This is a genomic window from Flavobacterium sp. MMLR14_040, from assembly GCF_033657265.1.
GTDB lineage: Bacteria > Bacteroidota > Bacteroidia > Flavobacteriales > Flavobacteriaceae > Flavobacterium.
In genome coordinates, this window is record NZ_JAWVWO010000006.1 from 34,792 (window position 1) to 47,692 (window position 12,901).

Sequence of the window (12,901 nt, forward strand, 5' to 3'; positions counted from 1 at the left end):
AAAAATCTGGTTTATAAGATACTTATGAAAAAGTTACACAAAAGTTACATTTTTAAATTCAGCATAAAAAGGAGAAATACGGCCTTAAAAAAACTTCCTTTTTTCTTTTCAGTTACTGAATCAAAATCTTAAGATAAACTTCACCTTAAATCTTCTATTTTTGTATCGAAAGTTTACCAAAAAAATCTAAATTTGGAAACCCTAAATTCACACAAAACATTATGATTTTAAAAAGAAGTTTTATTGCTTTATTTACTCTGTTGGTCGGATTGTTTTTTGCGCCGGTTTCGTACTCGCAAAATGAGTCGCCAAAAACAGAGAATCCGAAAAAAGAAACGCGTTCAAAATTATTTGAAGAAAGTGCCACCGACAGCGATTACTTAATGGCAATTGAAAAAGCAAGTGCCGTTATGGAAACTGCTTTTAACGATGCTGATTTTGATGGCGCCAGTCATCACTTGTTTGGAGATATTAAAAGAACCCAAAGTAAACTTGATTTAATTTTAAATAGTTTGAAAGGCGCGAATCCCAATGCGCGTAACCAGCAAATGTACCGGATTGTTCTGAAAGAAATCGAACAGGAACTGGAAGAACAGAATACTGCCATCAATTTAAGAAATGAGAATCTTGAAAAAATCAAGAACCGGTTTATTGAGCTCCGCAAGGATAAAACCCTCGTTACGCTGATTAAAGATACTATTCGCCGTAAGCAGTTTAAAACAGAATTTGCCAATCTTAGAAAAAGATATAAAGCTACAGACAGCCTGATGACTAAAAATCAGGGGATTTTGAACAATAACAAGCGACTAACTGTTGAACGCAAAATTGCCGTTTCAAATGCTTTAATTGCGGTTGACAACAAGCTTGAACAGTCCGGAATCAGCATGCGTAAAAAAGAATATCCGTTTTTATGGAGCATAAACGATTCTGTACCAAAAGAAAAAGTGGCCCAAAATATTGGAGCAAAAGTAATTATTGAAGAAAGTGTTGCGGCTTATTATCTAAGCTATCGCGCCGGCGGATTAATTACTCTTGCGATTTTGATGGGAATCCTGGGCTGGTACATTTCACGTAATTTAAAATACCTGAAAGAAAACGGACATGCACAGAGCTTATCACTTTTTAATTTCAAATATTTAAATCGTGGTGTTATCATTCCCGTTGCTGTTATTGGTTTAAATATTGCAGTTGTTGGTAATTTATATGCTCCGGCATTGTTTATTGAATTCCTTCACTTGATTTTACTGGGACTTCTTACTATACTTTTCAAAAATCAATGGTCGGGTGTTTCGATGAGAAACTGGCTTTTGCTTTTAGGATTGTTTTTTATTCTTTGCTTTTTAGATTTATTCATCGGCGTAGGCTTATTTCAACGCTGTTGTTTTATCGTAATTAATATTTTTGGCATCAGATATGGTTTGGTACAAATTAAGAGCTTAAAAGAGCAATTATACATCAAAGGATTTTTTAAATGGGCTACCATTCTTTTTATCGGGCTGAATGTGCTATCGATACTGCATAATATTTTTGGAAGGGTTTCAATCTCAAACATGTTAAGTTTAACCGCTTTCATTTCGCTTACGCAGATTGTAGCATTGAGTGTTCTTTTGAAAATTATTCTGGAAATTATTATTCTACAGATCTATACAACAAGAATCAAACGCGGAATTGAAAAGATTTTTGATCACGAAAATTTATCTGAAACGCTCAAAAAGCCATTTATTATTGTAATTAGTTACATGTGGCTTGTTGTTATTGCTTCTGATTTAAATATCTGGGAAACTTTGCGTACTTCTTTCGGATCTTTGCTAAGTCATCCCAATACCGTTGGAAGTATTACATTTACTCTTGGAAACATTGTTTTGTTTTTTATTATCATCTGGGTGGCTCATTTACTGCAAAAATATGTGGCGTACTTTTTTGGAGAGATTGATGACGAAAACGAAGAAAACATCAACAAAAGACAACATTCAAAATTACTTATCACCCGACTTGTGGTTTTAATCACCGGATATCTTTTGGCAGTTGCTGCTTCGGGAATGCCTCTGGATAAATTAAGCATTCTTTTGGGAGCGTTAGGTGTCGGTGTTGGACTTGGACTTCAAAATGTTGTAAATAACTTCGTATCGGGTATTATTTTGATTTTTGATAAACCAATTCAAATTGGAGATGTTATCGATATCAGCTCAGAATCCGGCCGTGTAAAATCAATGGGATTGCGTACTACTAAAATCAACGCGCCAAACGGTGCCGAAATTATTATCCCGAATGGTAATTTATTATCTCAAAATATCACCAACTGGACTTATACGGATAATTTAAAACTGGTTGAAATTTCAATCGAAATTACTGGAGAAACAACTCCTGAAGCAATCAATGAAACAATTAGTAAATCTCTGGAAAATCTTCCGTTGGTAAATAATAGCAAACCTTCGCAAATTTATTATACTTCAATTTCTGAAGGAAAATATAAAATCCAGATTAAATTCTGGTGCAGCATTTACAAAACTGAGGAAACCGTTAGTGGTGCCCGTCAGACTTTGTTTAGTAATTTTAAAGCTAAAGGATTAACTTTTTCAACGTAAAAACTAATTCGCTTAAATTTTAAAAAGCCGTCAAATTATTTGACGGCTTTTTTATTGAGCTGATTTGTGACTTTTAAAATATGCAATTTAGTTGCATTAAATCACTTACCACTTATCAATTCATTGATTTTCAATATGCTATTAAATCATAACTTTAAGTAAATATGTAATCCCTACGGGATATTTTATCGGTGTACATTTATTTTTTCTACCAATAGTTAACTCCTAGCGGAGTAATACTAACAAATAATACCTCGAATAGATAAAATATTATACCAAAATAATATCTCGGAGAGATTACATATTGGTTGAAAAACATATTGGTTGAAAACATATTGATAGAAAATCATTATTTTTCATATTGTTTTTTGTCCCGTTGGGACTACACTTTATGAATTAAAATTTCTCGGCAAATTCTTTTGCAAAATCTTCCAATTTAATTTTCCCATCAACAGAGAAATTATTACTTAAAAAATGCGCGGCAATTTTTTCGCTTCTTAACCCTGATCCCATTTCGGTGTACATATTTGCCATTTCTTCCGGTAATCCGGCTTGCATCATTCCTTGTAAAGATTGTTCATCTGTAAATTCAATCCATGGTAAATCGGTTTTACCAATCGCATTTCCTAAAACATTGGCAACATCATTTGGCGTACGCACATCGCTAATAATATATCGGATATTTTTTCCGGTTGTGTCTTTTTGCAATTCTTCGGCTGCAGCAGCTGCAATATCTTTTGGATGCACAAATGGTATTTTAAGACTTGCAGGATAATTAGCTCCAGTAATCCCTGCTCCTTTTATCATAGGTACATCGTTATACAAATTAGTAAGAAGAATCCGGCACGTAAAAAAGTCACAGCTGTATTTTCTAATCCGTTGTATATTTTTTCAATTTGGTGCAATCCCACGATCGGACCGGTTCCTTTTTCTAAATCGGCACCAATACTGCTTAACATTACAACACGCTTTACTCCTGCTTTATTAATTGCTGCTGCAAAAGCTTTTCCTGCATTGGCTGTATTCGAAATTACATTCGAACCTCCCAAATTTGGTGGTGTCATCGCAAAAAGGGAATCAGCTCTGGCAAAAGTTGACGCCAAAAAATCAGCATCGCTAACAGAACCAATTGCAGCTTTTGCGCCTAAGTTTTCGATATCCGATTTTCTGTCAGCATTACTGCTTACAACTGTAACATCATGCCCTGAAGCAATTAAATTTTGTGCCAATGGTTTTCCTATGTTCCCTAAAGAACCTGTAATTATAATTTTCATCTTAAATTGTTTTTTATTTATAGAAACAAAGGTATATTTGTACTTACTTTTATACAAGTACTTACCCTAAAGTATGCATCATGACAGCAATTAAAGAATCATCTACTATACAGGAAAACAAGCAATACGCCTTAGACACTTGTCCGGTCACTTATGTAATGGAAAAAATTGGCGGTTATTGGAAACCCATTATTATCCACCATTTATCGATTGGCACTATGCGTTACAGCGAATTAAAAAGAACAATTCCGGCTATAACCGAAAAAATGCTGATTCAGCATTTGAAACAATTAGAAGCAGACGGTATTGTGATCCGAGAAGCAAAACCGGTCGTGCCTCCTTTTGTAACTTACAAACTGAGTAATTCAGGAAAAGGTTTATTACCGGTAATTGAAGCAATGGCGGTTTGGGCATTTAAAGAAAAAGACGGCGATTTTAGCACCGAAAACTAACAACTAAACAAACTGGCTTCTTAATAATGGACTGCCAGTTTTTTTATCATTTCATGTGACATTGCATCGGCATAAACACCAAAAGCGCTCATTAAAACACCTTTTATATCATATTTAACCGAACTGATTCCGTAAACAATATCTTCATCTCCCGGATCTGTATCGCCTTCAAAACGAAAATAATACTCAATATTAAATTCTTCCGGCGATAATGACTGCTTTCCGTTATTATACAAAATACAATCTTCGGCAATATTGAAATCTTTTGTAAATCCTTGCTCGCCCAACCAGCGAAGCGCTTCTGTAACAGTATCAAATGATGGTTTTGAATTTGAGTTTTCCATTGTTTTGGTTTTATAAATTTTAATATTAAAAACCATACCGACCACAATTTTAAAAAAATCAAGATCAATATGGCTTTGTAACTGAATTAAATAATTAGCCTATTTCTTCAGAAATTTTATAAACTCTTCATTAAATTTATCTTTTTCTTCTACAAATAAAGCGTGCCCACTTTTCTCAAACGGAACTAAAACAGAACCTAGAATAGCTTTATTCATTTCTTCCGCCAAGGCAAATGACACAATTTTATCTTCTTTTGCATTAAATATTAAAGTTGGCACTTTAATTTTAGGCAAATCAGCTCTTAAATCCTCGTCGCGCAAAGCAATCAGAGCCTGTTCCATTGCATATGGCGAAGACTGCATTTCGATTCCGCCCAACCACGCTCCTATTCCAGGAGAAACAGATGTTGGAGACAAAGTAAAATAACCGCCAATGGCTGCCAATAAAGCCGGACGATCGTTGTTATTTAATTCTACCCATTTAGAGATGTCTTCTTTTGTAAAAAACGGATAAGGATAATCGGCTTTTTTAGTATGACAGGGCGCTGCAGCAGCAAATAAGGCCAACTTATTAATATGTGCGGCATCGTATTTTGCAACATAATGCAACGCAATTGCGCCACCCATCGAATGTCCGCCAATAGTTGCATCCTTAATATCCAATTGGTCTAAAACTGCTTTAATATCTGTTGCAAACTGATCGTAATTGTATTTGCCGTAAGGTTTGTCAGATTGTCCAAAACCTCTTAAAGTAATACCAATAACGCGATAACCTGCATTGACCAAAGCATGATATTGATATTCCCACATTGCATCGCTTAACGGATAACCGTGAATTAACACGACAGGTTTTCCTTCTCCTACATCTGTAATATGCAATCTCACATTAGGCTCAACTTCAATATATTCTGCTCTTGCTTTTTTAGTTTCAGCCTTTTCGGTTGTTTGCTCTTCTTTTTTAGCACAAGATGTTAGTAAACTTATTGATAGGAATATCAATAACAAATTTGTTATTCTGTTTTTAGTTTTCATGTTTGGGTTTATTAGTTTTCGAAAAGATATTTTTTAAGTTCGGCACCAGCATGAACAAATAATGATTTTGTTTGGGGAATATGAGCCAGCGGGTTCAATAATCCGAAGTCATGAATGGTTCCGTTGTAACGAATAGTGGTTACCGATACTCCTGCTTCGTCCAGTTTTCTTCCAAAAGCTTCGCCTTCATCACGAAGAACGTCTGCTTCTGCAACCTGAATTAATGTAGGCGGAAAGTTTTTTAATTGCTCCAAAGTTGCGTTAAGCGGCGATGCATAGATTTGCGCACGTTCTGCAGGATCTGTGGTGTACAAATCATACATCCATTTCATTAACGGAGTGGTTAAGAAACGGTCTTTACCAAATTTTTTATAAGAATCTGTTTCAAAATCAGCAGCAACAATTGGCCAGAACATGATAAGAGATTTCAATTTTGGGCCGTTATTTTCGATTGCTTTTAATGCCGTTACTGCCGTCATGTTTCCGCCAACGCTGTTTCCAACTACAGAAATTGTACTTCCGTCAACATTAATTTGATTTCCGTTTGCGGCAATCCATTTTGTTGCTGCGTAGATTTCGTTTACGGCTTGTGGATATTTTGCATCTGGTGTTGGTGTGTAATTCACAAAAATTCCGGTTGCTCCAGACTGAACTACTAAATCACGAACCATTCTTTTATGGGTTGGATAATCTCCTAAAACCCATCCACCACCGTGAATAAAGATAAAAGCCGGTAATGTTTTTGTGTTTCCTTCAGGCTCCACTATATTTAGTTTTATAGTAAACCCGTCTTGTTCGATTGTTTTTTCAGATTCCTGAATTCCGGAATAATCAACTTCTACAGATTTTTGTGCGCCAACCAAAACTTGCCTTGCATCAAGAGGTGACATTGACTCGATTGGATCGCCGCCGCCTGAATTTAAGGCTGCAAGAAAAACTTTGATTTCTCTCGAAATAGCTGCATCATCTGCAACATTAGGAATGGTAATTTGATTTGTACTCATGATTTAAATATTAATTAAGGTTTCATTGGTTTACATCCAAACCGCATACCTTAATTTTAATCAATTACAAATCAATTACTTATAATTATTTTAGTTGTTCTATTTTACGAAATATCATAGATTTACAATCTCTTTTTTTTATTATTGTAAACCGGCCAATTTTTAAAAACATCTGCTATTATTCCGAAAAGTGTTCTTTTTTAATGCCGAGTTTTTTCATTTTTGAAATCAGGGTTGTCGAAGGAATTTCCAGTTTTATAGCGGCTCCGTTTGGACCGGAAATTCTGCCATTGCAAATTTTTATAATTTTAAGAATGTATTCTTTTTCAATTTCTTTTAATGGTTTTACCTGAAAAGCATTAAAATTGTTCAACGCCAGAATTTGTTCACTGTCTGATAAAAAACTCACATCGTTTATCATTGCCCCTTCTGATAAAAGAATACTTCGCTCGATGCAATGTTCCAGTTCTCTGATATTTCCGGGCCAGGAATGGTTTTGTATTGCTTTTAAAGCATTTGCAGATAAAGCGATATTTTTTTTATTGGTATTTTGAGCATATTTATTCAGGAAATAAGAACACAAATCAACGATATCATCTTTTCGGTTTCGAAGTGGCGGAATCATTATCGGGAATATATTCAGTCTGTAAAACAAGTCTTTTCTAAATCGCCCTTCTGCCATTTCGAGCTGTAAGTCGCGGTTGGTCGCGGCTATAATGCGAACATTTATTTTTATGGCTTTTTTACCTCCAATTCTTTCAATTTCCTTTTCCTGAAGTGTGCGCAGTAATTTTGTCTGCATTTCCAGAGGAAGATCTCCAATCTCATCCAGAAATAAAGTACCATTATGGGCCAATTCAAATTTTCCGATTCTTTTTTCTATTGCGCCGGTAAAACTTCCTTTTTCATGTCCAAATAATTCACTTTCGATAAGATTCGCCGGAATTGCAGCACAATTTACCTTAATCATCGGCTGATTTTTTCTGGACGAATTATCATGAATTTCGCGGGCTACGACTTCCTTTCCTGTTCCGCTTTCTCCCAAAATTAAAACGCCGCTGTCTGAAGGCGCCACTTGATCGATCAGCGTTTTTACTTTTTTAATGTGAGCGCTTTCTCCAATAATTCCGGTTGTTTTTTGATGCTGATTTTCATTAATAGACTGAAATATCTTTTGAGAAGAGACATTCCCGTTATTTTCTATTTTGTGTTTGATCAGAATATTTGAAACCGCCAATGCTAAAGGCATCGACAAACCTTTAAGCAATCGGATGGCGTTTCTGTCGAGATTTTGTGTTTTTTTAAAGAAAAGAAATAAAACCGAAGGATTGTTTTTATGATACTGCAAAGGTATTGCTGCCATTTCGCGTATTCCCTGCAAATTTATGTTGGCTAGAAAAGAATCAGACTTTGTTTTTTTATTCAAAAAAATATTATCGAGTACAACAGGATCTGCAGATTGCATTGCAACATTAAAAAGATCATCCTGAGTATCGTACAATTTTTTTTCGGTTGCCCTGAAAATTTTCTGATCGTTGTGGTAAAACAAATAATATTGTTTTTCGATGCTGTCTGTTGTTCCAATCGCAAAATAATCAAATGACAATGCCTCTTTTAATTTTCCGTTTACAATTGGAGAAAGTTCGTCGCAGGCAGAAACATTGGCAAAACTGCTGCTTAAAGAAAGCAAAAGATGGTGTTCTTTTTCGCGTTCCTGAATTGATTTTAATACTGCTTCTGTTTTGTCCATATTTATAATTTCAGAAAAAGAAGTAAATTTAAGATCAATAATGATTTACTTAATCATCAAATCGTAATAAAAATAGATTTTCTGGGCTTGTTTTCTATATTTCTAGTTTTATGTCCTTTTCCGGTTGTGTCTTCTACCAGAAGAATTTCACCGGTTTTAAAACTTCTTTTTTCTCCCAAAGAAGTCTCAATTTCTACACCTCCGTCCAACAAAATGATATATTGCTTTTGCGGAGCGTTATGAAAATCATAATCGTATGAAGCCAGAACTTCTCTGAAAATTATATTTTTGACAGGCTGAGATTCTGAAAGAAATCCAATTTCGCCTTTATCCATAAGCGGAATTATCACCTCTTCAAAATGGCTTTCTCCGGCGTCATCGCTGTATATTCGGGTTAATGAAAACATATTGTACCGTTTAAAAATTAGTTTATTAAAAGTAACCTTGTTTTATGTTGAGTTTTTTCATTTTTGAATATAAAGTCGAAGGTGAAATCTTCAACATTTCTGCCGCTCCGCCGGGACCAAATACTTTTCCGTTGGCGGCTTTTAAAACATTCAAAATATGTTCTTTTTCCATATCTGCCATCGATAAAATTTCGGTATCATTTTCTTTTTTTATGGCCGGAACGTCGTTTGAAATATCAAATTCTGTAATTTCATTTCCTGTTGCCAGTAAAACACTTCGTTCTATCAAATGTTCTAATTCTCTAATGTTTCCCGGCCAGTCATACTGTTGCAGTTGTCGCAAGGCATGATCTGAAATTATTCTGATATTCCTTTTTGCTTTCTCTGCATACTTATGGAGGAAATAATAGGCTAAATCTTCTATGTCTTCTTTTCGTTCTTTGAGAGTTGGCAATTCTAAAGGAAAAACATTCAAACGATAATATAAATCCAGTCTAAATCTTCCTTCGGCAACTTCAAAGGGCAAACATCTGTTTGTGGCCGCAATAACCCTCACATCGAGTTTGATTGTTTTTTCGCCTCCAAGTCTTTCGATTTCTTTTTCCTGCAAAACCCTCAATAGTTTTACCTGCGAATCTAGTGGCAGCTCACCTATTTCATCCAAAAAAATAGTTCCTCCGTTGGCTTGCTCAAATTTTCCAATTCTAATAGTATCTGCTCCGGTAAAAGCCCCTTTTTCATGACCAAATAATTCTGATTCTATCAGGGATTCCGGCAATGCAGCACAATTTACAACTACCAGAGGTTTTGATTTTTTTGGCGATAAAGAATGAATTAAATGGGCAATTTTTTCTTTTCCTGTTCCGCTTTCTCCCAAAATCATTACAGAAGTTTCTGTTGGCGCCACAATCTCAATTTTTTGCATTAAATCGAGCAGTTTTTTGTTTTTGCCAATGATTTCTATCTTTTTATTTTCTTTGGATGAAGGTTTTCCAAAAGTGTCATTGTTGCCATTTCCGTTTTCTACACTGTATTTATAGCGTGCAATATCCAGCATTACAAACAAATCACGTTCTCTAAACGGTTTTACCAAAAAACCATAAGGCTGGGTTTCTTTTACGGCATTTAAAATAGAATGATTGGTATTGGCAGAGATGTATAAAAAAGGTATTTTTTTAGTTTCCAATTCCCAGGCAAGATCAATTCCCGTAAGGTTTCCTTTTAAAATAATATCGAGTAAAACCCAATTTGGTTTTTGTGCGTCAATCAAAATTCGGGCTTCTTCAACAGATGCTGCAATTCCGCAAACTTCGTAACCTGATTTTACCAGAATCATTTTTAAGTCATTTGCGACAATAAATTCATCCTCAACAATTAAAATTTTCTCCTTCATTATTTATGATTTGATTCCATTTTTCTTAAAGTTTAATGTAATCGAAAGTCCGTTTTTACTTTCAACTTCAAAAGACCCTTCAATTTGATTGCTTAATCCGTACATTAAATTCATACCAAGCGAGTTTCTATTTTTCAACTCAAAATCGGGAACACCTACTCCATTATCAGAAATGATAAGCTGGTATAAATTATCCTGTTTTTCTTTAAGCAAAATTTTCACTTCGCCTTTGTGAGTTTCAGGATAGGCATATTTCAGGGCGTTTATGATGGCTTCATTCAAAATTAAGCCTAATGGCATTGCCTGCGCCACATCTAAATCGACATGATCAATATCCAACAAAAAAGCAATTTTATGGTCTGCATCAAAAACAGATTTTAAATAACTTACCAGTTCAGGAATATACCAGTGCATGTCTATCGTAGATAAATTGTCATTTTGATATAGTTTTTGATGTATCAGTGACATCGCAAACATCCTGTTTTGACTGTCTTGTATAGCCAAAAGTGCATCTTTATTTTCAAGATAAGCCGATTGGGTGTTTAAAAGGCTAATTACAACCTGCAAATTGTTCTTTACACGATGATGAAGCTCTTTTAGCAGCCATTCTTTATCCAAAAGTAGTTTTTTTAGGCTTATACTCTGGTCATTTATTTTTTCCTGTTTTAAAGCTAAATCTTTATTTATTTCATTTTTAGAGCTATAACATTTGTAGATGATCACAAAAATTAAAAAAAGTAATCCGAGTATTATTACAACATGGTATTTTGCAGTTTCCTGATAGAAATTACTTTTTTTAAGGTCTTTATAATTTAAAATATCTAATGAAATCTGTGTGAAATCAAAAAAGAAAGAAGCTTTATTGGGTTTTACAATTGTTTTTTGAAAATGCTCAGTTTCATAAATAAAAACAGAATCGTTTAGGGCATTGGTTTGCATAAAAAGGTTTTGATTCGTAATCCAGAACAGGATCACGAACCAAAAATGTATATGAAATTTTTTAAGACAGCTTTCTTTATACATAACCTGCAGCTCTGTTATTTAACTCATAACTTTGTTTCCACCTTGATATGATTGTTTTTTAAATAGCAAAAAATCATAAAAATCCCCGGAATCAAAACAGGTATTAATCCCCATTTTTTTCCGGCAATGGCGCCTAAAAAACAGCCAAGTAAAAAACCTCCAATGGTTACAAATTGCTTTTTAAAACTTAACTGACTGTTGGCGTCCTTAAATTTTGATTTTAATAAAGCACCAATATCAAGCGCTGCCTGTGTAACATTTCCGGTCATCATGGTCGTTGGACCGTGGGTTTCTTTGCTGAAGATTTTACCAAAAGCATTTTGCAGTCCCATTGCAAAAACAATTAACATGGCTATGATATACATCGTCCATAAATTATCCATTTTAAGATAATGGAATAAAACGGCCAATAATCCGCTGAGTGTTAAAATGCAGCCTTCCCAAAACAATATTCTATATTTTAAGCTGGATTTTGACGCAATATAACCGCCAATTATTACTGAAATAATGAATATGGGAAAGGTTAATAATTTTATCCAGGCATAAATATCATTTCCGTTAATGACCTGATACGCAAAAACAATAAAGTTTCCCGTTACGTGGGCAGAAAATAAAGTGTCTGCCGCAACAAAAGTCAGCGTATCACAAAAACCGGCTATTGTTGTAAGCAGCAATGTGATGTACCAAATGCTTTTGGACTGTTCCATAGTAATATCTTAATATTTATCTTAAATGAGAGCGTAACATCCACGCCATTTTTTCATGCGTTTCCATCAAACCTGTAATGTAATCACTTGTTCCTAAGTCCTGATATTCATTGGCATAAACTGTAATATTTTCACGTAAGTGTATAATAATACTTTCATGATCTATTAAAAGTTCTTTAATGAATCCTTTACTGTCGTTATTTTCTCTTACTTGTTCAGAAAGATGTGTCAATTCCAGAAATTCTTTTAAAGTCGCCGGTGCATAATGACCTAACATTCTGATTCTTTCTGCAACGCCATCGATTATTTCGTCAATCTGGTTGTATTGTCCTTCAAAAAATAAATGTTTGTTATAGAAATCATCACCTTCAACATTCCAATGTGCTTTTCTGGTTTTGGTGTATAAAATGAATTCATCTGCCAAAACCTGACATAATGAATGTGCTATTTTTGATAAGTTTTCCTGCTTGATTCCGATTTGAGTTTGCATGATTTAATTGGTTTTATAGTAAATTTAAAATATAATGATCTAAAGAATAAGTACCTGCGCCCAATGCTAATAAAAACAACAAAGTAACGGTGTATATGTACGGAACATCTCTAACTTCAAGAGAATCTTTTCTGTGAACAACAAAATATCCAACAGCTGTAACGCCAATTGTTGGCAGAATAAACAATCTTGTCCCTAGACCAAGAATGATAAAAAAGGGCACAATAGTATCTGAAAACGTGGCAACCAAACCATTTAACTTTTCCGGCAAATGCAACGGATTAGGTACATGTTCGCGTTCTCCGTTTTCGACCCTGAATTTTTTCATTCCGTGAACCCTGAACAATTCAACAGCAATTAAAATTCTAAAAACCAATAAAGCAATGTTGTTGATGTCGCTTCCAACATCTGAATAAAGTAGTAATTTAATTATTTCCATT

The 12,901-nt window shown here is 34.5% G+C and carries 14 protein-coding genes; 2 read left to right on the plus strand and 12 right to left on the minus strand.

Going from position 1 to position 12,901, the window contains the following annotated elements:
* Positions 1 to 221: 221 nt before the first annotated feature.
* Positions 222 to 2,585, plus strand: a complete 2,364-nt coding sequence (locus SD960_RS10060; protein WP_318802638.1) for a mechanosensitive ion channel family protein — start codon at positions 222 to 224, stop codon at positions 2,583 to 2,585.
* A 396-nt stretch (positions 2,586 to 2,981) separates the two neighbouring features.
* On the opposite strand, the gene SD960_RS10065 is transcribed toward SD960_RS10060, so the two are convergent.
* The gene (locus tag SD960_RS10065) at positions 2,982 to 3,392 is read right to left on the minus strand and encodes a hypothetical protein (RefSeq protein ID WP_318802639.1); all 411 of its coding nucleotides are present in this window, start codon (positions 3,390 to 3,392) and stop codon (positions 2,982 to 2,984) included.
* Entirely contained in the window at positions 3,389 to 3,859 is a 471-nt protein-coding gene (locus SD960_RS10070) for an NAD(P)H-binding protein (protein WP_318802641.1), read from the minus strand. Before SD960_RS10070 ends, SD960_RS10065 begins: the two co-directional genes overlap by 4 nt.
* An 80-nt stretch (positions 3,860 to 3,939) precedes the next feature.
* On the opposite strand from SD960_RS10070, the gene SD960_RS10075 reads away from it, so the two are divergent.
* Positions 3,940 to 4,311 carry a helix-turn-helix domain-containing protein gene (locus SD960_RS10075; RefSeq protein ID WP_318802643.1) on the plus strand — a complete coding sequence of 124 codons (372 nt, stop codon included), beginning with the start codon at positions 3,940 to 3,942 and terminating at the stop codon, positions 4,309 to 4,311.
* A gap of 20 nt (positions 4,312 to 4,331) precedes the next feature.
* Here the strand turns inward: SD960_RS10075 and SD960_RS10080 are convergent, their stop codons facing one another.
* The 10 genes from SD960_RS10080 to SD960_RS10125 all read right to left on the minus strand — a co-directional run bounded on the left by SD960_RS10080 (position 4,332) and on the right by SD960_RS10125 (position 12,900).
* Positions 4,332 to 4,655, minus strand: coding sequence for a phosphoribosylpyrophosphate synthetase (locus tag SD960_RS10080; protein WP_318802644.1), 324 nt, complete (start codon positions 4,653 to 4,655; stop codon positions 4,332 to 4,334).
* A gap of 99 nt (positions 4,656 to 4,754) precedes the next feature.
* Entirely contained in the window at positions 4,755 to 5,687 is a 933-nt protein-coding gene (locus tag SD960_RS10085; RefSeq protein ID WP_318802647.1) for an alpha/beta hydrolase, read from the minus strand.
* 11 nt (positions 5,688 to 5,698) lie between these two features.
* Positions 5,699 to 6,691, minus strand: a complete 993-nt coding sequence (locus tag SD960_RS10090; protein WP_318802649.1) for an alpha/beta hydrolase — start codon at positions 6,689 to 6,691, stop codon at positions 5,699 to 5,701.
* A gap of 178 nt (positions 6,692 to 6,869) precedes the next feature.
* Positions 6,870 to 8,441: a sigma-54-dependent Fis family transcriptional regulator gene (locus SD960_RS10095; protein ID WP_318802650.1), complete on the minus strand. Its 1,572-nt coding sequence runs from the start codon at positions 8,439 to 8,441 to the stop codon at positions 6,870 to 6,872.
* A gap of 56 nt (positions 8,442 to 8,497) precedes the next feature.
* The gene (locus SD960_RS10100) at positions 8,498 to 8,848 is read right to left on the minus strand and encodes a hypothetical protein (protein ID WP_318802651.1); all 351 of its coding nucleotides are present in this window, start codon (positions 8,846 to 8,848) and stop codon (positions 8,498 to 8,500) included.
* A 25-nt stretch (positions 8,849 to 8,873) separates the two neighbouring features.
* Entirely contained in the window at positions 8,874 to 10,241 is a 1,368-nt protein-coding gene (locus SD960_RS10105) for a sigma-54 dependent transcriptional regulator (RefSeq protein ID WP_318802652.1), read from the minus strand.
* Between the two features lie 3 nt (positions 10,242 to 10,244).
* On the minus strand, positions 10,245 to 11,180 hold the full coding sequence (locus SD960_RS10110; protein WP_318802653.1) for a sensor histidine kinase: 936 nt from the start codon (positions 11,178 to 11,180) through the stop codon (positions 10,245 to 10,247).
* A 107-nt stretch (positions 11,181 to 11,287) separates the two neighbouring features.
* A complete protein-coding gene (locus SD960_RS10115; RefSeq protein ID WP_318802654.1) occupies positions 11,288 to 11,971 on the minus strand; it encodes a YoaK family protein in 684 nt (227 codons plus the stop codon).
* 16 nt (positions 11,972 to 11,987) lie between these two features.
* Complete coding sequence (locus tag SD960_RS10120; protein WP_318802655.1) at positions 11,988 to 12,461, minus strand: DNA starvation/stationary phase protection protein; 474 nt, start codon at positions 12,459 to 12,461, stop codon at positions 11,988 to 11,990.
* Positions 12,462 to 12,474: 13 nt separating this feature from the next.
* Positions 12,475 to 12,900: a DoxX family protein gene (locus SD960_RS10125; protein ID WP_318802657.1), complete on the minus strand. Its 426-nt coding sequence runs from the start codon at positions 12,898 to 12,900 to the stop codon at positions 12,475 to 12,477.
* Position 12,901 lies beyond the last annotated feature (1 nt).